This is a genomic window from Shewanella sp. 10B (genome assembly GCF_023475885.1).
In the GTDB taxonomy this organism is placed as follows: domain Bacteria; phylum Pseudomonadota; class Gammaproteobacteria; order Enterobacterales; family Shewanellaceae; genus Shewanella; species Shewanella mangrovisoli.
This window is the reverse complement of record NZ_JAMDJO010000005.1, coordinates 50,677-76,290: the sequence shown is the minus strand read 5'-3', so window position 1 is coordinate 76,290 and position 25,614 is coordinate 50,677. Positions and strand designations below refer to the sequence as shown.

Annotated in this window: 19 protein-coding genes; 11 read left to right on the top strand and 8 right to left on the bottom strand. The window is 48.5% G+C overall.

Going from position 1 to position 25,614, the window contains the following annotated elements; all coding sequences use genetic code 11:
* Positions 1–15: 15 nt before the first annotated feature.
* The 3 genes from M0415_RS16525 to rluB are packed head-to-tail and all read left to right on the top strand — an operon-like array spanning position 16 to position 2,272.
* On the top strand, positions 16–804 hold the full coding sequence (locus M0415_RS16525; RefSeq protein ID WP_011622247.1) for a segregation and condensation protein A: 789 nt from the start codon (positions 16–18) through the stop codon (positions 802–804).
* A gap of 3 nt (positions 805–807) precedes the next feature.
* A complete protein-coding gene (gene scpB / locus M0415_RS16520) occupies positions 808–1,404 on the top strand; it encodes an SMC-Scp complex subunit ScpB (protein ID WP_011622248.1) in 597 nt (198 codons plus the stop codon).
* Positions 1,397–2,272, top strand: coding sequence for a 23S rRNA pseudouridine(2605) synthase RluB (rluB, locus tag M0415_RS16515; protein WP_011716577.1), 876 nt, complete (start codon positions 1,397–1,399; stop codon positions 2,270–2,272). Before scpB ends, rluB begins: the two co-directional genes overlap by 8 nt.
* 134 nt (positions 2,273–2,406) lie before the next feature.
* Here the strand turns inward: rluB and M0415_RS16510 are convergent, their stop codons facing one another.
* Positions 2,407–3,144, bottom strand: coding sequence for a YciK family oxidoreductase (locus M0415_RS16510; protein WP_088212142.1), 738 nt, complete (start codon positions 3,142–3,144; stop codon positions 2,407–2,409).
* Between the two features lie 261 nt (positions 3,145–3,405).
* Between M0415_RS16510 and M0415_RS16505 the strand changes: the two genes are divergently transcribed.
* From M0415_RS16505 to M0415_RS16495, 3 genes are all read left to right on the top strand, one after another.
* On the top strand, positions 3,406–5,889 hold the full coding sequence (locus M0415_RS16505; RefSeq protein ID WP_249554671.1) for a VolA/Pla-1 family phospholipase: 2,484 nt from the start codon (positions 3,406–3,408) through the stop codon (positions 5,887–5,889).
* Between the two features lie 112 nt (positions 5,890–6,001).
* Complete coding sequence (gene sohB, locus M0415_RS16500; protein WP_088212140.1) at positions 6,002–7,018, top strand: protease SohB; 1,017 nt, start codon at positions 6,002–6,004, stop codon at positions 7,016–7,018.
* A gap of 193 nt (positions 7,019–7,211) precedes the next feature.
* A complete protein-coding gene (locus tag M0415_RS16495; protein ID WP_088212139.1) occupies positions 7,212–8,231 on the top strand; it encodes an AraC family transcriptional regulator in 1,020 nt (339 codons plus the stop codon).
* 151 nt (positions 8,232–8,382) lie between these two features.
* Here the strand turns inward: M0415_RS16495 and M0415_RS16490 are convergent, their stop codons facing one another.
* Together M0415_RS16490 and M0415_RS16485 are read right to left on the bottom strand one after the other, a co-directional pair.
* Complete coding sequence (locus M0415_RS16490) at positions 8,383–9,567, bottom strand: SO2930 family diheme c-type cytochrome (RefSeq protein WP_088212138.1); 1,185 nt, start codon at positions 9,565–9,567, stop codon at positions 8,383–8,385.
* A gap of 138 nt (positions 9,568–9,705) precedes the next feature.
* A complete protein-coding gene (locus tag M0415_RS16485) occupies positions 9,706–12,441 on the bottom strand; it encodes an SO2930 family diheme c-type cytochrome (protein WP_249554673.1) in 2,736 nt (911 codons plus the stop codon).
* A gap of 437 nt (positions 12,442–12,878) precedes the next feature.
* Between M0415_RS16485 and mprF the strand changes: the two genes are divergently transcribed.
* Positions 12,879–15,431 carry a bifunctional lysylphosphatidylglycerol flippase/synthetase MprF gene (gene mprF, locus M0415_RS16480; protein WP_088212136.1) on the top strand — a complete coding sequence of 851 codons (2,553 nt, stop codon included), beginning with the start codon at positions 12,879–12,881 and terminating at the stop codon, positions 15,429–15,431.
* A gap of 7 nt (positions 15,432–15,438) precedes the next feature.
* Positions 15,439–16,170 carry an AcvB/VirJ family lysyl-phosphatidylglycerol hydrolase gene (locus M0415_RS16475; RefSeq protein ID WP_088212135.1) on the top strand — a complete coding sequence of 244 codons (732 nt, stop codon included), beginning with the start codon at positions 15,439–15,441 and terminating at the stop codon, positions 16,168–16,170.
* 101 nt (positions 16,171–16,271) lie between these two features.
* Here M0415_RS16475 and M0415_RS16470 read toward each other — a convergent pair whose 3' ends face one another.
* The gene (locus tag M0415_RS16470) at positions 16,272–17,339 is read right to left on the bottom strand and encodes a DUF3083 family protein (RefSeq protein WP_069455216.1); all 1,068 of its coding nucleotides are present in this window, start codon (positions 17,337–17,339) and stop codon (positions 16,272–16,274) included.
* Positions 17,340–17,483: 144 nt separating this feature from the next.
* On the bottom strand, positions 17,484–18,083 hold the full coding sequence (locus M0415_RS16465; protein ID WP_011716589.1) for an arylesterase: 600 nt from the start codon (positions 18,081–18,083) through the stop codon (positions 17,484–17,486).
* A gap of 52 nt (positions 18,084–18,135) precedes the next feature.
* On the opposite strand from M0415_RS16465, the gene M0415_RS16460 reads away from it, so the two are divergent.
* The 3 genes from M0415_RS16460 to lepB all read left to right on the top strand — a co-directional run bounded on the left by M0415_RS16460 (position 18,136) and on the right by lepB (position 22,393).
* Complete coding sequence (locus M0415_RS16460; RefSeq protein WP_088212134.1) at positions 18,136–18,885, top strand: ABC transporter ATP-binding protein; 750 nt, start codon at positions 18,136–18,138, stop codon at positions 18,883–18,885.
* A gap of 3 nt (positions 18,886–18,888) precedes the next feature.
* Positions 18,889–21,390 carry an ABC transporter permease gene (locus M0415_RS16455; protein WP_249554675.1) on the top strand — a complete coding sequence of 834 codons (2,502 nt, stop codon included), beginning with the start codon at positions 18,889–18,891 and terminating at the stop codon, positions 21,388–21,390.
* 340 nt (positions 21,391–21,730) lie between these two features.
* Positions 21,731–22,393: a signal peptidase I gene (lepB, locus tag M0415_RS16450; protein ID WP_088212132.1), complete on the top strand. Its 663-nt coding sequence runs from the start codon at positions 21,731–21,733 to the stop codon at positions 22,391–22,393.
* 100 nt (positions 22,394–22,493) lie between these two features.
* Here lepB and gltS read toward each other — a convergent pair whose 3' ends face one another.
* The 3 genes from gltS to folX all read right to left on the bottom strand — a co-directional run bounded on the left by gltS (position 22,494) and on the right by folX (position 25,612).
* The gene (gltS, locus tag M0415_RS16445) at positions 22,494–23,717 is read right to left on the bottom strand and encodes a sodium/glutamate symporter (protein WP_088212131.1); all 1,224 of its coding nucleotides are present in this window, start codon (positions 23,715–23,717) and stop codon (positions 22,494–22,496) included.
* Between the two features lie 565 nt (positions 23,718–24,282).
* Positions 24,283–25,173 (bottom strand): TIGR01777 family oxidoreductase, encoded by an 891-nt coding sequence (locus M0415_RS16440; RefSeq protein ID WP_088212130.1) that lies wholly within the window; start codon positions 25,171–25,173, stop codon positions 24,283–24,285.
* Positions 25,174–25,243: 70 nt separating this feature from the next.
* Entirely contained in the window at positions 25,244–25,612 is a 369-nt protein-coding gene (folX, locus tag M0415_RS16435; protein WP_011622266.1) for a dihydroneopterin triphosphate 2'-epimerase, read from the bottom strand.
* Positions 25,613–25,614 lie beyond the last annotated feature (2 nt).

The following is a 25,614-nucleotide window of genomic DNA, read 5'->3' as shown; positions in this document are numbered from 1 at the left end:
ACATGGGGATAGCGGATGCAGGGCACGCAACAAAGTTTACCCTTAGCCGTTGTTCGCGGTCAGGCGATGACCGAAATGCCGCAGGATTTGTTTATTCCACCTGAGGCGTTAGAAGTGTTCTTGGAGTCCTTCGAAGGGCCGCTCGACTTACTTTTGTATTTGATCCGTAAACAAAAATTAGATGTTGTCGATTTACCCATTTCGCAGATCACCGCGCAATATCTAGAATATATCGCGATGCTCACTCAGGCGCGTATCGAACTGGCCTCGGATTATTTGGTCATGGCGGCAACACTGGCTGAGATTAAATCCCGTCTGCTGCTGCCGCGTATGGTGGCGGAAGATGAAGTGGAGGAAGATCCGCGGGCCCAGTTGATCCGTCAATTGAAGGCCTATGAGGTTATCAAAGAAGCCTCGCAAAAAATTGATGATTTACCTCGGCTTGAACGCGATGTGTTTCAAGCAACCGCGGCACCTTCACCGAATATCAAACCTTTGGTGATCCCGCCTGATGTATCGTTATTTGAAATCGCCCGCGCCTTTGGCGAAGTGCTTAAACGTATCGATGCCAACGAAGATCATCATGTTAAGCGTGAACAGTTATCGACCCGCGAGCGCATGAGCCAAATTTTAGCCATGCTTAATAGCGAGACGTTTACGCCCTTTGAGCGTTTATTTAGCGTCGAAGAAGGCCGTGCCGGAGTGGTGGTGACCTTTTTAGCGCTAATGGAATTGGTCAAAGAATTATTAGTGGAATTGTACCAAACAGAGCCGTTTTCAACTATTTACGTAAAGGCCTATTAATTGATGCAGATAAATCCAATTCAATTAAAACAGCTTATAGAAGCGAGTCTGTTTGTATTGGGGAAACCCTTGTCGGTGAAAATGTTGAAAGAAACCGTGTTGGCGGATTTCAGTGTTTCCAGAGACAAAATCAAAGCCGCATTGGAAGAGTTGCAGCAGGATTATCAGGAACGGGGTGTTCAACTTGTGAAAGTGGCTGGAGGTTATCGCTTCCAGACCTTGGAAGTCCTGAGTCCTTTTTTGCAGCCCCTGTGGCAGGAAAAAGCACCTAAGTATTCGCGGGCAACATTAGAGACCTTGGCGGTGATCGCCTATCGTCAACCCGTGACCCGTGGCGATATTGAGCAGGTGCGTGGTGTGGCCATTAGCAGCCATATCATTAAAAGTTTGTCAGATAGACATTGGATTAAAGTCGTTGGTCATAAAGAAGTCCCGGGGCGACCCGCACTCTACGCCACGACCTTAGAATTTTTAGCCTATTTTGGCTTAGATACCCTAGCGGATTTACCTGCGCTTACGGATACTGAGTCATTGCAGGCGGTATTTTCAGGTTTGAAAGTAACGCCTGAACAGTCAGAAGAGCAAGATACTAATGAGTGAAAAATTGCAGAAAGTCTTGGCCCGTGCAGGCCATGGCTCCCGTCGTGAGATGGAGGCATGGATTGCTGCAGGCCGAGTTAGTATTGATGGCGTGATTGCCAATCTTGGCGACCGTATCGAAGCCGATGCGAAGGTTCGTATTGATGGTAGAGCCGTATCGCTTAAGTCCGCCGACGATGTGATTTGCCGCGTACTCGCCTATCACAAACCCGAAGGTGAGATTTGTAGCCGTAAAGACCCTGAAGGTCGTCCAACCGTGTTTGACCGTTTGCCGAAAGTGCGTGACTCCCGTTGGGTTGCGGTCGGCCGTCTGGATATCAACACTTCAGGCTTATTGCTGTTTACCTCCGACGGTGAATTAGCAAACCGTTTAATGCACCCGTCTAACGAAGTCGAACGCGAATACGCGGTACGTACCTTTGGTGAAGTGCCTGAGGCTGCGGTACAACGTCTGCGTACCGGCGTAATGTTGGAAGACGGTATGGCGCAGTTCGATGCCATTAAAGCCGCGGGCGGTGAGGGCATGAACCAATGGTGGCACGTATGTTTACGTGAAGGCCGCAACCGCGAAGTGCGTCGTTTATGGGAATCCCAAGAGGTGCAAGTCAGCCGTCTTATCCGTGTGCGTTACGGTATGGTGGAATTGCCTAAATCTCTGCCACGTGGTGGCTGGGTTGAATTGCCAATTGAGCAAGTTAACTACCTGCGCCAATTAGCGGGTCTTGAACCTGAAACTCGCACTATGCTGGCTGCCGATAAACACAGTGTGGCCCGTGCTCAGGTGAAGAGCGCTAAAATTCGCCGCGCTGTACGCAAGCATAAAGTGACAGCAACGCCTAAGGCTAAGCCAACACGTCAGCGCAGTTAATATCATTCGAGTGATGTTAAGTCTCTCTGTAAAAAGGCCGCATGCGGCCTTTTTTGCTTTCTGCGGCCGATAAAATAAAGGGAGCGTAGGGCTCCCTTTATTTTCTAGGTATCAATGCGTTAGAGCAGCACGGCCTATTGAGCGTTAAATTGCTGACCGTTAATGTCGCTAGAGTCCTGTCCCATTAAATAGAGATACGTTGGCATGATTTCTTCGGCCGTTTTTAAATCTAATGGATTTTCGGCAGGGTATGCTTTTGCACGCATTTCGGTGCGAGTCGCACCTGGATTAATGCTGTTAACGCGTACAGAAGTGCCATCACATTCGTGGGCGAGCACTTGCATCATGCCTTCGGTAGCAAATTTAGAGAAGGCATAGGGGCCCCAGTAGGCGCGGCCCTGACGGCCAACACTGCTTGAGGTAAAGATAATCGAGGCACTGGGTGCTTGGCGCATAATAGGCAACAGGGCCTTGGTCAGCATGACCTGTGAGGTGACGTTGACTTTCAGTACATCTTCGAGTGATGGAATATCGATGTGTTCAAATGGGCCTAAGGCGCCGAGTAAACTGGCGTTGTGCAACAGACCATCTAAGTGACCAAACTGCTCGCCAATGGTTTCGGCCATGTCGCGGTAGTTTTGTTCGGTGGCGCCTTTTAAATCCAACGGCACAATGGCTGGCGTTGGGTAACCCGCCTGTTCGATTACATCGTATACGGCTTCGAGTTTTTTGACGGTTTTACCGAGTAAAATCACGGTAGCACCGTGTTTGGCAAATTCAATGGCCGCCGCGCGACCGATACCTGCGCCAGCGCCTGTCACCAGGATGGTTTTACCTTGGAGTAAATCTTTTGCTGCTTGATATTCCAACATGAGCCTTTTATTCCTCTTGGCGAAAATGCCCGCCACTTCTAGAGTCGCCGAATTGCTAAACGCATGTTTCAAACAAATGAATGAAACTTTGTTATAAATAGCTAAAATGTTTGTGACAAACTTGTGGCTAACTCAATACTTTTACGTTAACTTGAAACGAGTTAGGGGCTAACATAAGCCCTATTAGTCATAGCTTTTGCGCTATTGTGACTAATTTCTTGGGGAAAACAAAACTATTACAACAAGATTTGGGGAAAAAAAATGAAAAGACTCATTTTGTGTGTTGCGATTGCATCAGCACTGGGCCTCACAGGATGTGGCGAGGACAGTTATAACGAACTCAAGGATAAGACAGAGCCGCTCATCCCTGAATCCCATATGGTGTTTGACCCCGCGAATGCTAAAGTGCCTTTGCCTAATGATTTGCTGTTCAGTGGCACCACGGATGGCACCTTATCAATCCCGGGTGAAAGTTCGGGGAACTATGTCGATCCACAAATTGCCCTTGGTGCCTTAGATGGATGGTCAACCACATCACCCATTTCAATCGATATCGATTTAGCAAAAGACCATGATGGTACCCAACTGACCCTGATGGCGGCATCGGTTGCTCAACCGGGCGCAGTGAGAATGTTTGAGGCCACTGTGGGTGGTCCGTTGTCATCGGATACTGAATGTACAACTAAACCGTCAGTCTCTGCCTGTAAAGTCGGTGCGGAATTACAATTTGGGGTGGATTTCGTCTCAACGGCATCGGGTAACAAAGTCGTTATTGTGCCACTCAAACCGCTTAAAGCTGGCCAGTCTTATATTTATGCAACAACCAAGTTAATCCAGGATTCAGAGGGACGTGGCATTGCCCCTTCAACGACCTATGGTACGTTGAAGATGGATATCAACACCTTACCCTTAGAAACGCCTGACCAATTGATGCTACAAACCTTAGTCAACAGCTATGAGAAAGGGATTGCAGCGGCACACAATGTCGATACTTCAACCATTACCTATTCAGGCTTGTTTACCACTCAATCGGTTGCAAACGTCTATGAAACCACAAAACTCTTGATGGCACAGGGCGCACCTTATGCCCCAAGTTTTGCGCAAATGCCAACGCCTGCGGGTTACACTGTGGCGCAGGCTGCAGGCTTAACGCCAGCAGATGGCGCGGCGTATGTAGTATCGAACCTAGCCGACGTTTATACCGCTAAGATTAAATTGCCAATTTACGGTGACTGCTCCTCAGTCAGCTGCCTGTCATCGGCAGGTCAGCCGCTGATCAATGGCCGCTGGAAAGCCCAAGGTGATAGCCCTGTTTCGGTATTATTAGCGCTGCAAGCGGGTACCTTAAGTCAAACCAACTTTGGTATGCAGGCGGTGGCCAATGGGATTGCGAACCCTGCCGATGCGTTAGCGAATCCTTCTTTGATGGCGGGTAAAACCTGGCTGCTCGATGATGGAACGGCTGCGGATAAAACCAAGCATTTAACCAAATTTAACCCCATCCCTGCGATTAAAGGTTATGAAACGGTACCTGTACTGATTTCTATGCCGAATGCGACCAAACTCGCGGCCTTCTATCAGCAACAAGGTTTAACCTTTACCCCACCGACTTCTGGTTGGCCAACGACGATTGCGCTGCATGGTTTAGGCGGTGGTAAGGAAATGTCATTAGCCTATGCGGGTAGCTATGCCGCTATGGGCGTGGCAACGGTGGCCATCGATATGCCTTTGCATGGTGCCCGCTCGTTTGATGCCAATGGGGATGGGATTTACGAAGTATCGGCAACCGACCCTTCCTTCGGTAACGTGATTGGTACACCTGATGCCTTTAAGAATGGTAATCCACTCGTCTTCGTGAATATCTCAAGCACGCTGTCGGTGCGGGATAACTTCCGTCAGGCCACCATGGATCACCTTGGCGTGCGTTTAGCCTTAACGGGTTTAGCGCAGGGGCTTGCACAGGCTGGTCAACCACAAGTATTCGATATTTCCAAGATTAGCGCGCAGGGCTTAAGTTTAGGTGCGATTGTCGGCACCGACTTTGCGACTTATGCCAGCACGGGCATGAAAAATCCAAGCACGGGCGAAGCGCTACCTAACCCTTATGCCATCAATGCGGTCTCTCTGGCAGCACCAGCGGGTGGTTTAGCGGGCGCGTTTGCCGGTTCTGCGACCTTTGGCCCAGTGCTGTTTAGCAATGTGACTGCCTCATCGACGTTCCAAGCATTAGTGGATAAAGCCAATACTGCGGGATACGAGCCAGGCAGCCCAGAATATGCGGCCTTAGTACAAGGGGTTTATGCGCAGTTTATTCCAACCTTTGCCTTTGCGGTGCAAACGGCGGTGGATTCGGCGGATCCGGTTAACCATGCAGGTATGTTGAAAGCAACGGGATTACCCGTGCACTTAATCGAAATCGCGGGTGATGGTAACGGTAACTTACCTGACCAAGTGTTACCTAATCGCGTCGATAACTTCCCGCTCTCAGGCACTGAGCCGTTGATCTCGGCAATCGGTCTGCCTTGTGTGGATGCAACCACCAAAGGTTCTGGTGCGGTGCGTTTTGCTAAGGGGCACCATAGCTCAATTGTTGACCCAAGTGAGAAGAGTTCAACGGATGGTATGGCTGCCGCGGCAACCGTTGAGATGCAGACGCAAGTGGCGACCTATGCTTCTACCGCAGGTAAAGGTGAAGCGACGATTTTCGTCACCGATCCAAGCGTGATTGCGACCTGTTCTAACTAGTCGCGTGTAAAATCCTAAAAACCCAGCCTTTGCTGGGTTTTTTTATGGCGCTTTAGACTGTTAGAATAGCGCGCACTAAACCGGATCACCTTAGGCCCCAACGGAGAGTACTTTGGAATTTCTATACGAATATGGCATGTTTTTAGCGAAAGCCGTGACAATAGTGGTTGCGCTTGTTGCTGTGATTATTGTGGTGCTCGCGTCCACGGTGAAGCACAAATCGGATAAAGGTGAACTGAGGATCACCAATCTTTCAGAAGAACTGGAAGAGCTTAAACACAGCTTGAAGGAAGAACTGCTGTCGAAGAAGCAGTTTAAAGCCTACGAAAAACAGCTGAAAGCGGACGAAAAGGCGAAGGAAAAAGCGGCCGAAGAAGACAGCAAAGGCAAAGTTTTTGTTATTGATTTTAAAGGCAGTATTGATGCCGCCGAAGTAGCTTCACTGCGGGAAGAAATCAGCGCGATTTTAACCATTGCCGAAAAGGGCGACGAAGTGGTGGTGAATGTCGAAAGTGGCGGTGGCATGGTGCATGGCTACGGTCTGGCCTCTAGCCAGCTTGACCGTCTGCGTCAGGCCGAAATCCCATTAACGATTTGCGTGGATAAGGTCGCTGCCAGCGGTGGTTATATGATGGCCTGTGTGGCAAACAAAGTGTATGCCGCGCCATTCGCCATCGTAGGTTCAATCGGTGTCGTTGCCCAGTTGCCTAACTTCAACCGTTTATTGAAGAAACATGAAATCGACTACGAGCAACACACGGCCGGTGATTTTAAGCGCACCTTAACCGTGTTTGGCGAAAATACTGACGAAGGCAGACAGAAGTTCCAACAGGAGCTGGAAGAAACCCATGTGTTGTTTAAAGCTTTCGTGAGCAAGTATCGTCCTCAGCTCGATTTGGCTAAGGTGGCCACGGGCGAACATTGGTACGGTCAACAGGCGGTTGAATTAGGTCTTATCGATGCGATTTCAACCAGTGATGATGTGTTAATGCAGTTAGCTGGCGAACGTACTGTGTACAAGTTGCGCTACCAAGTCCGTAAGAAGTTGGCAGATAAAATCGCCCATGGTGCGTCTTTATCGGTAAATGCGATTTTTAATCGATTAGTTGAGAAAAATCGTCCCATGTAAGCCGACGAGTTAACTCAATCCTGATGAAAACGCCTGCGAATATGCAGGCGTTTTTGTTTTGTCCGAGCGCGAAATAAAATAATACATTTTTTTAACATTAAGTTTGGTTTAAGACTATTCAAAATAAGCGAGATCTTATACAACTAATCACCTAGGGAATTAAAAGCTGAACAAATCAAATTAAGGATTTTCCATGTTACAGCGCGTCGACTACAAGACGAACCTGATGGTAGGTGATCAAACCTATCCCGCATTTGAGCTACGTAATATTCTCGATTTTATTGCCTCGCAGTTAGGCGAAAACGCCTTACAGCAAGTCTGTGAACATATCGGCGTTGGCCTAGCAGAGCTCAATCATTGCCAGTTTGTGTTTGTGTGGCAGGTAGAATATGCGATGGAGTTTTTACGTTTGCAGGGCGGCGACCCCGATATTGGCACTAAATTAGGCCTAAGCTATCGGGTGAGTAGTTTAGATGTGCTCTTGCCCCATCTGGCGCAGTTGACTTCTCTACAGGCCTGCCTGCAGTTTGTGGTCAATCATCCCCAACTGGTTGGCAGTTTTACCGACACCTTAGTGCGCCTAGAAGAAGACTGTGTTTGCATTCGTTGGCTAAATACTGGCCGTATCGACAAAGCACAATATGGATTTCAATTTCTGCACAGCATTGGTTCGCTGTTAGGGCTTGCCAGAGAGCTCACGGGGGAGGCGATAACGCTTAGGCAAATCCATTTGGCGGAACCTGTCCGCGATGAGCGTTTTTTAACTCAGGCAACGGGGGCTAGGGTGCAGTTTAATTGCGAATATTACGAATGGAGCATTTCCCTCAACCATCTCGCGCTTGCCATCCAGTATCCTTTCCCTGCCTACGCCGAAAAGACCGCGTCGGTATCAACCACATCCTTTATCGAAACCGTGCTGGGGGCAATCAACGAACATTTTCCCCAAGTGCTCCATTTAGATGACATGGCGACGCAACTGCATATGAGCGATCGCAGCTTTCGGCGTAAGCTGGCACAGCTTGGCTCGAGTTACCAACGTTTAGTCGATCAGGTGCGTTGCCAAAGGGCGGTCGAGTTGATTTTAGCTAACGAGTTGGATATTGAGGCGATTGCCGAGACCTTAGGTTACAGCGATGTTAGCCATTTCCGTCAATCCTTTAAGCATTGGATTGGCCATCCGCCTGGGTATTTTAGCCGGCTAAATGGTGGTTAACGGGCTGACTAAACAAGGCGATTGAGTGAACCTTGCCGTTAAAGCCGCTATTTTGCCGTTAAAACCATAGTTAAATCATTTGGTGGTTGTGTAGAGACACAGCCATTGCCTGTATCTCTTTCCTAAGCGTTGATAAGTGCTAGTCATCCATCTAAGTACAATTCCCTAAACTCGGTGCCAGTGAATCTATCCATTGACGAATTAATTCCACGCCTTCTTGGTGCTCAAGGTTGCGACCAATGGGCGGCATGCGATCTTTAGGTTCTGACAGCGTTTGGCGATAGAGCAGAATCGAGTGGTCGGCATTGCCGGGAACGATATCGTAATCGAGTCCTTTAGGGCCACCATCCCACCCCGGTGGTTGTTTGCAGATCCCATATTGATAGCTGGTATGGTCGATATAAAACCCAAGGCGTAAGCCGGAGATGCTGGCATAGCCTTTGGCGCTGTGGCAATGGGCGCAGTTAACATCTAAATAGCCCTTAGCACGGCTGGTTAAATCGGCTTGGAGGTTGTCTATGGCATAGGTTTTAGCGACTTGGCTTAACTCGGGTAACTGCTCAAGCTTGCCTTGCTTAGCCCACAGGCTGAGTTGATTGACGCTTTGCCCTTGGTCGATGATATCGCGATTCAAAAGATGGGCTTTAAGGCCTATCGGGATGATTTGACTGCTGTTATCTTGATTGATCTGGTGGCAAATTTTGCACTCGGCGCGGCTCGGTATGTTGTAATCAAAGCTTTGACTTTGGCCTTGATTAATCAGGGTATGATGCACGCTTGCGCTCGCGGTAAGCAGCTTTGCTTCACCTTGTTGCCATTGATAAACCAAACTCGTCCAGCCTTGGGAGCGTTTTATCAATAGCCGCGTTTCGATAAGGGTTTCGTTGGCTATGCCTGTTATAGCTGTATCCTGTGGCAGAGCAAAGGTTTTGACCAGCACGGCGCCAGTTGGAAACTCGAATGCCTCCTGCGCTTGGTATTGCATGCTGCTGCCTGCGGGTAAATAGATAAAGCGGTATTTACTGGCGTAATTAGAAAACAGCTGCGTAGCGAGCTGATAACCAAATCCCGGTGCTTGCGGCTGCGCGGTAGGGTTTTCGGGGTCGATAAAGAGCCCGTATTGACTTAATTCCGGGCAATCCTCTGCCATTAAGGCGGGCCAGTTAACTTGCCCAGTGGTATTCACGCACAGACTGGTGGGCGTTGTCGGTACAGTTGGTGTCGTCGGCGGAGTCGGCGTTTGGCCATTATCGCTGCTTTGGCTGTCACCGCCGCCACAGGCTGTTACTAACATCGTTAGGCTGAATATTGCGATGAGTGTTAGGCGGTTTTTCATTGGATTATCCGCTCTTTAAGCTGTTGCTTGAAATAAGAAGGCCTAAGTCGGCCTTCTCTGTCTGGATGTCGCTCAGTCTTGGAGTGGTAAGCAAGTGGGTGATTGCAAGCCTGCTTTCACCCATTGTTACCGTTAACGCTAGTGCGAGCAGCTTGCTGCAGGCAGGCGTTTAATCCATTCGCTGATCAGCGCCACGCCTTCATCATGGGATAGGCTGCGACCGATTTCAGGCATACGATCGCCCGGGGTCGTACTTTGCATTCTAAAGTGCATGATGGACTCAGCGGCATTGCCAGGCACTACGTCGAAACCTAAGTTTCCACCGCCATAGGCGACCGGCGATTTACAGGTACCGTGGGAGAAACCGGCATCATCACTGTAGCCACGCCAGTATTCGAGTTTAAGGCCGGTGTTAGAGGCGTTGCCCTCGGGTCTATGGCAATGGGCGCAGTTGATGTCGAGATAACCTTTTGCCGTTTGCATTAATGCGGTATCGCTTAAGCTTGCGACAGTGGCTTCATCACCATCGTGGTAGGCGGGCACTTGTGGTACTTGGCTCAGGTTTGGTAATCCCTGCAAAATACCTAGGCTTTCCCATTTCAGCAGTTGGTTCATGGTGCCATCTTGATAGCTGTAATTGCGGTTTAAATGGCGCGCCTTAGGACCAATAGGCACAAACACGGCGTTGCTGTTGTCATCGGCCTTAAACTGGTGGCACTGCTTACATTGGTTCATGCTCGGGACCATGTAATTAAAGGTGAGGCTTTCTCCTTTATGGCTTAAGGTTTGGCTGCTAATTGCACCGGCTTTCGCCAGCGTCGCATCTGTCTTGTCGGCATTCCACACATAGGGCAGGGCGCTCCAACCTGTTGGACGATGGATCAGCAAACGGGTTTCAATCAAACTCTCGATACTGATCCCACGCTTACTGGTATCGCTTGGCAAGGCAAAGGTTTTGACGATAACGCTACCCACTGGGAAATCAAACGCTTCGTTTTCGGAGTAACTGGCTTTTTGTCCCGAAGGCAAATACACAAAGCGGTATTTACTGGCGTAGTCGGTAAAGAGCTGAGTGTTAAGATCGTAAGGGACACCGCCCGAATTAGGCCCTGTCGTGGGGTTTTTGGCATCGCTGAACAGATTGTAATCCGACAGTTTAGGGCAGTTTGCTTTTAGCAGCGCATCCCAACTGACGTTTGAACCCGTCGCCTGACAAAGACTTTGGTCACCATCACCCACTAAACCGCCTTCGCCTTCACCGATAGTACCACCGCCGCCAACGAGCACGCCGCCATCACAGCCCGCGGTATTATCGTCAACCCCGCAGCCAAACACTTGGCCCGCGAAGGTGACTGTGTGCACGGGTAGGCTCACCTGGGTACATTTCAGCAGGTTGTTCTGGGTCTTCTCGTATTGCACGTCGGCGATACTGATGTCGGTGTTGCTGTTGGCATAGAGTCTGCCGTAGGACACATCACCGTTATCACTGGCGCAGACGTTATCGCTGCCATCTGTGGCAAAGGGTGCCTCTTTCAAACCTAGGTAAGCGGCGGTGCCGTTATTGGCAAGCATTTCCCCTAAGCCATCGTAGAGCACGCCGGGCAAGGTGCCGTGACTGATGACATACGCGCGGATAATATCTTGAATTAAATAGCCTTTAGGCTTGCTGCCATAGTCAGTGATCACGTTATCGTGCAAGTAGATATTGCGCGGCACTGGGCGCCAGCCATCTTCAATGGCTTGACCTGGTTGACCATAGTTGCCGACAAAGGAGGTCATATCGGGTTCTGCAATAAAGAAGCTGCTGACAGTCACCCCTAAGGTGTCGTGATGGGTAATTTCGTTATTGAAGATTTCCACATCGGCGGTCGACAGCACAATCACCCCAGTGCCTGGCGGCACTATATGCACACCAGCTGGGTTGGCCGAGGCGTTGGCGAAGTTAGGCGTGTTGTTGTCATACACTTTGTTGTTGAAAATCCGCACACTAGAGCCGTATCTGTGGTTGTTGATCGGCAAGTCGAACACTAAAATCCCGCCAGTGTTGCCCATGGCTTCGTTGTCATACACATCGGCATACTTAGAGTTTTCGACTTCGATCCCGGCAACGTTTTCTTTGGCGATATTGCGGCGTACCACAATATATTGGGATTGGCCCACATAAATCCCCGCATCGGCACTGCCGCGGACATAGCTGTCTTCAATCAAAATGTTTTCACACTCAACGGGATACAGACCATAGGCGCCGTTATCTTTGTCGAGCTCACCTTCCCACACCGCCCCCACGCGGCGCAGTATGATGCCATTGGTATTTTTAAGCTTGATACCGTTGTTTTTGGCTTCATTGACTGACAGATCTTGAATGGTAATGTTCAGCGCATTTTGCACGAAAATCCCATCCCCCGAGTTGGCTTGGGCGAAATTGAGGATAGTGTCCTTCATCCCGTAGCCCATGATAGTGACGTTTTTGGCATAACTGCCATCCCCATCCACGTCGCCATCGAACAGTAATGTTGAATCGATATTAAAGGTGCCCTTTGGTAGCACAATCACAGCGCCACTTTGCGCGTTGATTAAGGCTTCTTGAATACGGGTGGTGAGATTATCCCCCGGTAGGATTTTGATGGCGCCTTCGGGGAAGGTGGGGCCCGTTTCAGGGGGCTGAACCACGGGTGGCGTGACGACCTCTGGTGCTGGATCATCGTCAGAAAAACAACCCGTGAGATTAAAAGCCATCAGTAGGGCGACCCCAGTTGGCATTAGCCAATTCGCCTTAGCTTGAGTTTTATTCCTGTGGGAGTTACTCGGCCAAAGGTGGCGCGGTGTCGCCTTAACGCCCTTCTTTGCCAGTGGGTGTGTCGTCTTGTTGAACATAGGTGCTCCTGCTTTTTGTTATTATTTCGTTAACAGAATGCGCTAGGGGCAGCAAAAGGCAATGTGAAATATGGCCAAAATGGTGCAAGTCATCGCTGCGTTAAGGGGAGATGGTGTTACGCGACTCGATTTAAGCTCAACATACTTATCCCAAAATATGGGTGAGTGGTTGGGGGGACTGAATACCCTTACTGGTGTTTTTATGTTCAGATAAGGCGGTTGGATATTATTAATGCAAATTAAAACATACTTGTTACAAGATGAATAAAACATCATCTAGTTAACACTTAATTTGATTGCCACTCAAAAATCACTATGTTAAAAATCTTTCGCTAAAACAGTGCTTAATAATAAATTAAAGTTAATTCAGATTTAATGCTTTATCAATAATAGCCATTAACCTTGATTTGCCCCTTAAACAATATGTGGAGATGAAAATGGGGAGACGCATTCGGGTGATTATTAGCTTACTAATATTCACAGTCTCGTTATTGCTTTTGTATAACCTTGAACAGGATTATCAATTAAATGATATTTTGGCTGAGGTTAAATTATTTTCATTTTCACAGCTTGCGCTTGCCGTTGCATTGACTGTGACAAGCTACTTAATCTTGACCTTGTATGATTATCTTGCGATTAAACAACTTGGCTCATCATTAAGCTATCAAAAGGTCGCTCCCGTTTCATTTTTAGCCTTTACCTTTTCCAATACCATAGGATTTTCATTACTCACAGGCACTTCGATACGCTATAAGTTTTATTCAGAGTTAGGGTTAAGCGGAAATCAAATAACTCAAATAGTGCTCGCCTGCTCGGTGACTTTTTTCCTCGGGTTATTCTTCATTTGTGGTATCGCGCTGATTAACTTCCCGGTGCAGCAACTGGCTGATTTGCCATTGCCGACTTGGCTGTTTTCCTTGAGCCGTGTGTTTGGCGTTCTGATGTTGCTCGGTGTTGTAGGCTATTTTCTGTTCAGCCTGTGGCGTAAAAAAACGATATATTTTCGTGGGTTTGAGTTCGCGCCTCCCGTATTGTCTCAGTCGTTAAAGCAGTTTGTGGTTTCGACACTCGATTGGTTAGTGGTGGGAGCATTATTTTATTGCCTGCTGCCTGCGGTGGATGGGTTAAGTTACCTTCAAGTGCTCAGTATTTTCTTTGTGGCGAATGCGATCGGGGTCCTTGCCCATGTGCCTGGAGGGATTGGTGTTTTTGAATCTGTAGTAACAGTGACCTTATCCCAGTATTTACCCGTTGAGCAAATACTGGGCTCGGTGATTGTGTATCGGGTCATTTATTATATTGTGCCTTTTATGCTGGCCCTGATTTATTTTGTGGCAGGCTTGGTATTAAATAATAAGGATAAATTATCTAAGATAAATATTGATTTACATATTGTCAGGCAATTATTACCACCACTATTAAGCATCAGTGTGTTTTCTGTCGGTTTAGTTTTATTGCTGTCAGTGGTTAACCCTTCCATTGTGCACAAATATCATTGGCTAGGGGAGATAGTGCCACTGCCGATAGTCGAATTGTCGAGCTTAATATTGAGTGCCAGTGGTATTTCGCTACTGTTATTATCCCATGGCTTGTTTAAGCGTTATCAAAAAGCCTTTGTACTCACCCAAAAGCTATTATTAGTAGCCATTGTCTTTATTGTGCTTAAGGGCGCTGAATGGCAGATTTCTCTGGCACTCGGTCTTATCTATTTATTAATGCTGCCCTGTGAACAGGTGTTTTATCGCCAAGGTTCGATTGTGGGCGTTAAATATTCCTTCGGCTGGTTATTATCTCTCGCCGCAGCATTGTTTTTAATGGTGTGGGTGTTGTTTTTTGCCTACCAAGATGTGGATTATGACCATTCGCTCTGGTTAACCTTCTCGCAGGATAGCCATGTGTCCCGTGCGTTACGGGGCGGTGCGATAGCTCTCGCGATTCTACTCGGCTTTGCCATTCGCTATGTGCTTGCGGTGCGAAAACCCCATACCAGTCGCCTAGATAGCTCGGCCTTGTACTGCGCCATGGAGATTGTTGCCAATGCGCCGAGTAGCCACGGTTATCTTGCCTTAGTTCAAGATAAATCGCTGTTATTTAATGAAGAAAAAGATGCCTTCTTAATGTATGCCCGCGCCGGACATTGCTGGGTGGTGATGGGCGATCCTATCGGTAATCCAGATAAATTTGATGATCTCCTGTGGCAGTTTCGCGAGCTGTGTGACGCCTACGATGGCTGGCCAGTGTTTTATCAAGTGACGCAAAAGTATTTACCCCACTTTTTAGAGCAAGGGTTGAGCCTGTATAAACTCGGCGAAGAGGCCATAGTGTCCTTAGCGGAATTTGAGTTGCAGTCGAGTAAGTATCGCAGTTTGCGGCAGAGCCATGCCAAGGCATTAAGGGAAGGCTTGAGCTTTAAAGTTGTCGATGCCAGTGAAGTGCAGAGTCTATTGCCAACATTAGAGGCAATTTCAACCAGTTGGCTTAAGGCCAAACAGGGGCGAGAGAAGGGATTTTCGGTTGGTTATTTCTCCGCCGCTTACCTGTGCGCTACGCCAATGGCCTTAGTGTATTTGAATGGCGAGCTGGTGGCCTTTTCCAATGTGTGGGCCAGTGGCGCCAAAATAGAGTTCTCCGTTGATTTGATGCGTTATCTGCCGAATTTATCGGGCAGCAACATAATGGACTTTTTGTTTACTGAGCTATTGCTTTGGGGCAAACAACTAGGATATCAGCAGTTTAATCTTGGCATGGCGCCCATGTCAGGATTAACCGATAGAGCCTTGGTGCCGTTTTGGACCAAGCTTGCCAAAACGGTTTATAAGAAGGGGAATAAATTTTACAACTTTCAGGGGCTTAGAAGGTATAAGGATAAGTTTAATCCAAGATGGGAAGCTAAGTATTTGATTTGTTATGGCGGACTCTCTTTACCCGTAGTGGTGGGTAGTTTGGTGACCTTAACGAGTCGTGGTGCAACTGGCGTATTTAAAAAGTAGGTGCGAGATGACGAAATCCTTAATCAAGATACTGAGCGTTTTACTTTTATGTTCAACTGCTAACGCCTTTGCCGATGAGTTTACCGATAATCTGGGGCTGACCCTGTTGCCTGTCGAACCATCAACTCAGGTAAACGCTGCATCATCACATACCAAACCACCGCTGGTGATTTTTTTGAGTGGCGATGGCGGTTGGGCGACCCTTGATAAAGCCGTTGGGGGCATTTTACAGCAGCAGGGCTGGCCTGTGGTCGGCTGGAGCTCGCTGAAATACTATTGGAAACAAAAAGATCCTAAAGATGTCACCCAAGATACCTTAGCCATAATCGACAAGTACCAGGCGGAATTTGGCACGCAAAAAGTGATTTTGATTGGTTATTCCTTTGGGGCCGAAGTTATCCCCTTTGTGCTAAATGAGATGCCCGCCCGGTATCGGAAGAATGTCTTGGGGGCTGTGCTGCTCTCTCCTTCACAATCTTCGGATTTTGAAATCCACGTGAGCGAGATTGTCACCTCGGATAATCAATCGGCTCGTTACTTAACCTTGCCCGAAGTGAACAAACAAACCACTGTGCCTATGCTTTGCCTCTATGGTAAAGAGGACGATGCGCCGCTGCATTTATGCCCTGAGGTCAAGCAGCCCAATGTCACTGTGATGGAGTTAAGCGGTGGCCACAGTTTTGATGATGACTACGATAAAGTAGTCAAGCTGATAAAAGGTTGGCTAAAGCCAAGTTAGCGCTCTTTAGTGCAGAGCATCGTATGAGCCTAATGCTTTGGAATAAAAGATAGAAAGGGCGCAGATGCGCCCTTTGTTTTAGGTTGTGCTATAGCGAATGATTAGAGCTGGTAGCTAATGTGCTGGTGGAAGCGCACCACGAGATCTTCACGCTCTGGATCTAGCCCAATCTCGGCGGCAAAGGTTTTCAGCGCGGCTTCGACGTTATTCATAAAACGGCCATAGCCGGAGTCATCACAGTCCTTGGCGCCCGCGACGATAGTAAAATGCGCGGCTTCGACTAAGTTGTCGGCATCCCAGCGGCGGATCACTTGTTGCTCGGTTGCGTTCGGGTCAAAACCGATCATTTGCACTTCGGCCTTGCTGTCGAGTTTCTCAAACTTACTGTTCCGCACTAAGGGGGTTAAGCCGTTGGCGATCATAGCTAAACGCGTTAATTGCTTATTAGCTGCGGCCTTGAGGAAGTTATCTTCAAGATGTTGATATAACGGGCTAAAGTCCGTTGCGGAGTCGGGTAGTAAACCTTGTTTGAGTTTGCGACTCAGCGGCAGGCTGACGGTGACATAGGTGAGTGAGCTAACATTTTCCGGCAGGTCACATTTTCTGGCCTTGTATCTTGGTGCAATGGCTCTGAGTTTATAGCCGTAGGTTTCTTTATTACCTTTTGATTTAGCAAATAAATCATAGGATAAATGCTGGTGGTCGCGGATCTTCACTTTGAGATCTTTAATCGGCAGCTTAGGCATTAATTCGTTTAGGAGTTCTCGTACTCGGGTATGGAAATTGGCTGAGTTGCTGCGGATCTCATCGCCTGTCGCTAAAAACACAATACGCAGTTTGCGGGCGCGGTAGTTGTCTTCGGTAAACAGGTTTTGTGCCTCGTGATAGGCGGGATTGTAAAAAAACAGAATTTGTTCAGCGGTTTGGAAACAATAGGCTTCGGTGTGGTAACGCACGACTGGCAGTTTATCGTTAGTGATCACATGAACGTTACGGAGATCGTGTTGTTCTGCCAAGTTAAAAATAATGCGGCTTAAGGTTTGATAACAGCTATGGTAATCGGGGTATTGCGCCAGTAATTCATCCGTGACTTTAATTTCGGCGGTGATGTACTGGTTGGTACGAGCTTCCTTGGGTATGTACACTTTTTGCTGATGGCTAAGGGACATATTGACTCCTTGTTGGGTTAACCATTTGCTAACACGAATTTTACTGTTTATCTCAGGCGTTAATGTTGCGTTGGAGCATGTTTTTATCGCTTAAATGCAACTTTACATCAGCAAGCTGTTTATTAGCTTAAAATTGCAGCGATTTTATTGAGTTAATGCTTTTTCAATCCAAGGTTGCATCCAAGTGGCGATCTTCTCTTGGGCCTTTTCATTGGGATGAATTCCGTCCCTTTGCATCAACTCAGGGTGGGGAGCAATGTCCTGCATAAAGAAGGGAATTAATGCAATCTCCTCGTCTTTAGCAATCTCTTGATACACTTGGGTGAACTTTTGGGTATAGCGAGGGCCATAGTTAGGCGGTACCATGATTTCGGTCAGTAGCACTTTAGCACCGCTATTTTTCGCTAGGGTAATGATTTGGATTAGGTTATTTTTGAGTTGCGTCGGGGGGAATCCACGTAAACCATCGTTACCACCGAGTTCGACCACCACCAAATCGGGGGCCACGGAATCGAGCAGCGCAGGCAAACGACGCAAACCGCCCGCTGTGGTTTCACCGCTCACCGAACCATTGGTAAATTCATGCTCGGGTAAATTTTTTTGCAGCAGCGCCACCCAGCCTACTTGTTCCGACATGCCATAGCTGGCACCTAAGCTATCGCCGAGGATCAACACTTTCGCCGCCTGAACTGGCGTGGTTATAAACAGACTTAACAGGATGCAGGCGCTCACGGCCTTTGCCATCTGCTTGCATCTAAGCGATTGACGCAAGAACGATTTGTATAAGAAGGATCCTATGTCTAACGTCGTTTCAAAAAACAGTGCCATCAATGTTGTTAACCTCGAAAAATCGGTGACTACTCAGGAAGGTTCGCTCACTATCCTCAAGGGCATTAACTTAGATGTCAAGCAGGGGGAAAGTGTGGCGATATTAGGCCCCTCAGGTTCGGGCAAATCGACACTGCTTGGCTTACTCGCCGCGCTCGATACCCCCACGTCGGGGGAGATTTGGCTCGATGGCCAAGCCCTATCACCGCTCAATGAGGAACAGAAAGCCGCACTGCGTAAGCAGAAAGTGAGTTTTATTTTTCAATCTTTTATGTTAGTTGATACCTTAACTGCCCTCGAAAATGTGATGCTACCTGCCGAGCTTGCTGGGGTTAAAAATGCTAAGGAGAAGGCTGAGGCTATGCTGGGGCGTGTGGGGTTATCCCACCGTTTGACCCATTTACCTAAACAGCTATCCGGCGGCGAGCAGCAAAGGGTAGCCATTGCTCGCGCCTTTATTTGTGAACCTAAGGTGCTATTTGCCGACGAGCCAACCGGCAATTTGGACAGTGTTAACGGCCATAAAATTGCCGATATGTTGTTTGAGCTGAACCAAGAGAGCCACACCACGCTCATCTTGGTCACCCACGACTTGCAATTGGCGAAACGCTGCCAAAGGCAACTGGTTATGGACAACGGTCACTTACAGGAAGAGTTAGATTCGGCCCAATCGCACAGCGAGAATAACAACCTTGAATTAAGTGCCAAGGAGGCCTAACCCATGGAGCTTAATTTGGCATGGCGCCTGTTTAAGCGAGAGCTGCAACAGGGGCAGTTGTTATTGATTATCCTCGCGATTACCTTGGCGGTGCTGTCGGTTAGCGGTCTTGCGCGAGTCAGCGAGCGCTTGCAGGTCGCGATAAACGGGCAAGCGACTCAGTTTATCGCCGCCGATCGCATTATCGACTCTCCCGTTCCAATTGATGCCAGCATTCTGGCTAAGGCCGACGAGCTTGGTCTTAAGCATGTGACCAATATGCAATTTAACTCCATGGTGTATGCGGGGGATAAGTTTCAGTTAGTCACAGTGCGTGCGGTTGAGTCTGGTTATCCACTTAAGGGCGACATAGAACTTAAAGCGGCCAATGGCCAAGATGAAAAAGCCCAAGGCTTGCCCTACGCCGATGAGGTGTGGTTCGAGAGTCGCTTAGGGGGACTCTTGGGATACCCGAAAACACTGGAGTTAGGCAACAGTGAGTTTCGTTTAAGTCAAGAAATCAGCCGCTTACCCGATGCGGGTTTTAACCCATTCGCTTCTTCCCCCGTGGTGTTAATGCGGATTGAAGATGTTGCCAAGACAGGGGTTATCCAACCCGGCAGCCGAGTGACTTATCTGTATCAATTTGTGGGTGAAGAAAGCGCCTTAAGCGCCTTTGAAAATAGCGTTAAACCGCTGCTGAATAATTCCCAGCGCTGGGTCGATGTGCAGTCTGGTGACTCTCCGATAGCGGGCGCGGTGAAGCGGGCGGAGCGTTTTTTATTGCTGGCAAGCTTGCTCGGTATTGCGCTGGCCTGCGCCGCGATTGGGATTGCTGCCCAGCGTTACTGCCAACGTCATTATGATGTGGTGGCTATGCTTAAAACCTTTGGCGCCTCATCAACACAAATCCGTCGGCTATTCGGCATCCATTTACTGCTGGTGACACTGTTTGGCATTGTGCTGGGGTTAATCGGCGGGGCACTGCTGGATTTAGGCATTAATCAACTGTTGCCCCCTGAAATCGCTGCCTATTCGCCGCCGTTGACGCGACCGCTACTGCTTGGGATCAGCACCGGGCTTATCAGCGCCTTTATGTTTTCAGCCTATCCTTTAATGCGTCTGCTGGCGATTCCGCCACTGCGGGTCTTACAAAGACAGCTCGAAGGTTTGCAGCTCGGCATGTGGCTGCATTTACTCCTCAGTTTAGGGGCGATGGCACTATTGGGATATTTGTATTCCCAAAGCTGGGCGCTGACACTGACGGTGGTCGCGGCTGTGCTGCTACTGGGCGTATTGCTCAGTATTTTGGGCTTTGTGATGATCCGCCTTGGTCACAGTGTCGGCATGAAAACCACCAATCCCTTGCAACTGGCACTCGCGGGTTTACGCCGCCGCGCGCGGCAAAATGCGGTGCAATTGGTGGGCTTTAGTGCGGCCTTGGTATTACTACTGACCATTTTGGCCCTGAGGCAGGATTTACTGAACGAGTGGCAAAAACAGCTGCCCGAGAATGCGCCCAACTATTTCTTGGTCAATATCGCCCCCGATGATGCTAAGCCATTAAATGACTTTATGGCGCAAAAAGGCATAGCTGCAACGGATATCTATCCCGTGATTCGCGGCCGCTTGACTCAAATCAATGGTGAAACCTTGATTTCCGACGAGCAGGCCGAGGCGGGGGAGAAGGGGCGAGTAGGGATCTCCCGCGAGCTTAATCTCACCTGGCGCAATACCTTGCCCGCCAACAACGAGTTGGTCGAAGGGCATTTTAATCAGGCGGCGGATGAGGTTTCTGTCGAGTCAGGTGTTGCCGAGCGTTTAGGGCTAAAGCTGGGCGATACACTGACTTACATGATTGATAACCAAGAGCTTAAGGTCAAGGTCGCCAGTATCCGTGCCGTGCACTGGGAAACCATGCAGCCAAACTTCTTTATGATCTTCACTCAAGAAGCGCTGGCGCCCTTTGCCTATACCTCGATGGCAAGCTTCTACCTCGACGACAAAAAAATGGATGTACAAGGGAGTGATGCTCCGAAGAACACAGTGATCCTCGAACTTATCCAGCAGTTCCCAACGGTGTCGATTATCGATGTCGGCGCTATGGTGGGGCAATTGCGGCAGATTATTGAGCAGGTGTCACTGTCGCTGACGTTGGTTTTGGTTCTCGTCTTACTGGCTAGTTCTATAGTGCTTATCGCGCAAACCGAGGCGGGAATGGCGACACGCCAGCGTGAACTCGCGGTACTGCGCACCTTTGGCGCCTCTGGCTGGTTACTGCGTAGCGCCACTGGGCTTGAATTTGCGTTACTGGGGGGCATAGCTGGGGTGCTTGCAGTAATTGTGGCGGAATTTGCGCTGTATCTGTTAAAGACCCAAGTGTTTGAACTTAATGTGTATATGCACTGGCCCTGGTGGGGGATTGCCCCTGTCTGCGGAGCCTTGCTAGTCGCGCTGCTGGGTGTTTGGCGCTGCCGCCAATTGCTCAATCAATCCTGCGCCGAATTATTAAAAGCGGGCGCTTAAGTTAAGGCGAGTTAGCGGTTAAGGCAAATGCCGTAATGCCATAATTTGTAAATATTTTTTGTAAAATAAAAAGCACTGGCCTAAACCAGTGCTTTTTTATTGGCGATTATTCGAGTGTTTTAGGTTGAGGCTAAGTTTGTGGTTAAGTTTGTGGCTAAGTTTGAGCGTTTGTCACATTGGCTTACAAATGAGAAAAGCCAAGATGTTATCCGCGAAGAACTTAGCCGATATTTATGAGTCTATTTAACTTGCAAGCGTTGCTTACGTCAGGCAATTGATAGCTTAGCACTGTCATCAAACGAGAAGATTGCTGGATTTTGGCCTTAGGGAGATAAACAGAATGTTTAAAAGAATAAGAACATTACTTAGGGATAATCGCTCCATTTTATTGTTTATCAGCCTAATGCTGGTGTTCAGGAGCGCGGTGGCCGATTGGAATACTGTGCCGACAGGTTCTATGTTGCCGACGATTGTTGAGGGCGACCGAATTCTGGTGAATAAGATGGCTTACGATATCAGAGTGCCATTTACCCATATCCCACTCGTTAAACTTTCAGACCCTACACGTGGGGATATTATCGTGTTCGACTCTCAAAAAGCCGATAAAAAGCTGATTAAGCGGGTGATTGCCGTACCCGGTGATACTGTGATGATGCGGGATAATCGCTTGTATTTAAATGGCAAACCACTCGCATATACACAGCAAACATTAAGTGCCTATGCGCCGGAGAATGTCACCGAATGGCAGGAGGATCTACTCGGCATAGCCCACAGTATTCGACTTAATCCGCAGCCCTCGCAGCTGGCTAATTTTGGCCCAGTTACGGTTCCTGATAACCAGTATTTGGCGCTAGGGGACAATCGAGATAACAGTGCCGATTCAAGAGTCATAGGTTTTGTGCCCAGAGAGGAGATTGTTGGCCGCTCAAGCTCAGTGGTCTTCTCATTGGATTACAACGATTATTACTTGCCGCGGCCAGAGCGCATGATGCGCGCGTTCTAACTTGTCCTTAGATTTCACTCTCCATGAGATATAAAAAATGGCGCCCTTATCGGCGCCATTTTAGTTTGATGTCTAAGCTTTCTCACAAAACCTTGTGCGATTACATCAAAAAGCTGAGGTAGCCCTGCAATACAATTAAATTGACTATATCGATAAAGAAGGCGCCGACAATCGGTACCACCATAAAGGCCTGCGGAGAAGGGCCTGTGCGTGATACTAGTGCGCCCATATTCATCACCGCCGTAGGAGTGGCGCCCATACCAAAGCCACAGTGACCGCCAGTGATCACCGCAGCGTCATAGTTGCTGCCCATGATTTTAAAGGTCACAAAATAGGCGAATACCGCCAGCACTGCGGTTTGCACCAGCAGGATAATCAGTAGTGGGATAGCCAGATCCAAAATTTCCCACAACTTGAGGTTCATCAAGGCCATAGACAGGAATAACGACAGCGCCACAGTACCTATCACATCGATACTCTCAGTATGGGGTTTATAACCTCGGGTCATTTCGGTGATGTTGGCGATGATCACCCCAAGAAACAGGGCATAGACAAAGTCCGGCATCTTGAGCCAATTCAGCTGATATTCGCTAACAAAAACAGTAAACCATTTGGCCCCAGCAACGCAGATCAGCAGTACAAACAGGGTTTCGATGATTGTCTTAGCGGTGACTTGGTCTTCTTCGAGCTGATCGTAGGTTACCAGTTGTGGATGCGTGGCGTGGTGTTTACGGCCCATGCCGTAGCTGGATACTAAATTGTGTTTGCCAATTAATCGCTGCGCGACGGGGCCGCCGATAATGCCGCCCATGACTAAGCCAAAGGTGGCCGCCGCCATGGCCAGCTCTAAGGTGTTGATGCCGTAGTTCTCGGCAAAGGTTTGTGACCAAGCAACGCCAGTCCCATGGCCGCCTGACAGCGTAATCGAGCCTGCGATAAGGCCTAAGATGGGATCTAAGCCTAGGAGGCTTGCAAGGCTCACGCCGACAGCATTTTGAATGACGATATAGACCGAAGCGACGCCGAGGAAGATAAACACTTTTTTGCCGCCACTGAGCAGTAGCTTATAGTTTGCCGATAAACCTATCGTACTGAAAAACATCAGCATTAAGGTGTTTTGCATGGGTAAACTAAAGGCGAGAGTGATGTCTTGGAAATGTAAAAAGGCCACGACGGCGGCGACGACTAGCCCGCCAACGATAGGTTCGGGAATATTGTATTGTCTAAAAACACGCACATGGCGATTGATGGAATGGCCAATAAACAGCACGAAGATAGCAATTAAGAACGACTCGAGTTCGCCAATTGTATAAGTGGTGTGCATGATAGTTCCTTACAAATGGTTTGTGTGGGAATACCGCTGTACTCAAGCAGGCTGTATTCAAGCTGAGTGAGGGCGACCCATCTAGTTATTTAGCATTATCTAATGCTAAGTGTTAAACGCGCGATCTAAGGACAGATTCTTATCAATCCCCAAGACTGGAGAAGGAGTATTTAGCGCGAATATGAACCGTATTGGTGTAGTTGATCAGCATCGCGGCAGAGGGTGCGGATACTGAAGATAATGAACTTGCTCGGAGTGTTAACTGTGCTTCAGTGCGGGCGCTAACACGTCAATAGCGATAAGCAAGAGGTGGGGAGTGTAACAGGAAAATGCGCCAATGTCGTTAAATTGTCTTTAAAATCATTGTGTTGCATTTATGTTTTTCGGCTGTTGCCAGATGCGAGCGCTGCATTGCAAAAAATCACGTCGATAAATAAATCGCCACAGGGGATTTTTATCTCTGATTTTCAAGCCATTATTCAGCACGGCGTTAACCCTCGACTCTGCGCTTGGTAACATTTTATTCTCAAGCCAGTTACCGGTAATGGCGGAGTCGAAAAAGCTGTTAACTCGCGAGTACGTCCCTTAGCGCAGGTTCGAGTCGCTCAAAACGGAAGCTAAACCCTGCATCTAGCGCATGTTTGGGGAGCACAAATTGCCCTTCGATGAGCAACTCCGCCATTTCGCCCATGGCGAGTCGCAGCATAGCGACTGGGGTTGTGATAAAGGTCGGGCGATTTAACACTCGACCTAAGGTGGTGGCAAACTCAGCGTTACTGACAGGATTGGGCGCGGTGGCATTAAAAATGCCTTCGCATTCGTCATGGTTGAGCAAGAAGTCTATCAGCGCCACTATATCCTGAATGTGTATCCAACTCATGCCCTGGCAGCCGTGGCCTATCGGTCCACCGAGTCCTAACTTAAACGGCGGTAACATCTTCGCAAGCGCGCCACCATGGCCAAGCACTATACCCGTGCGTAGAATGCAGACGCGGGTTTTGCTGGCGGCTTGTAGCGCGAGTCGCTCCCATTCCTGACAAATATCATGGCTAAATTCGGGGTGTGGGGCTGCGGTTTCATCGATGGGGATGGCGCCTTGGCGGCCATAAAAACCGATGGCAGAGCCACTTATCATCACTTTGGGCGGGGTGCAGCTGTGTAAAATCAGTTGGCTCAGTCGCGCTGTGGTATTCCAGCGACTATCGCAGATGCGCTGCTTTTGCTGCGCGCTCCAACGTTTAGCAACAATGGGCTCGCCGGCGAGATTTATCACTGCATCAATATGATTTAAATCATCAATTTCGTCTAAGTTGCTGAGATATTGGTGCTGCGGGCCTAATAATTGCCGACTGCTGCCGGGGTGGCGGGTGAGCAAGACCAATTCATGCTGATTGGCTAAATGGGCGACTAATTGCTGACCAATAAACCCACTTGCACCCGTTATCAATATCTTCATCGTCGAGTCCTTGGTTGATGGTTTTCTTTGATTATAAGCAATATACGATAACGGGCGTGCGGGGATCACTTTATTGCTGTTTTTGGTAACACAACTCCATCGACACCGAATCGGCAAAGCGCAGGGCGTGGGGTTTATCGATTTCGACACTGGCAAATTCGACCCAAGGATGCTCGCTGGCGATGGCTAATGTTTGGCTGGTGAGGTTTTCGAGCAGTGAGAAGCGATTGTTTTCAATCAACTCAATGATTTTTTTTGTGATAGTACGATAATTCAGCGCATCGTCGACATTATCACTGTTGCGCGCCTTGTCGGCACAGTAGTGGATGACGACATTGACGATCACATCCTGCCGATTTTGGATTTCATCTTCTTTTATACCGATAAAAGTGCGCAGTCTTAAGTTTTTAATGCGTATAATCGCGGTTTCTGGTTTCATAA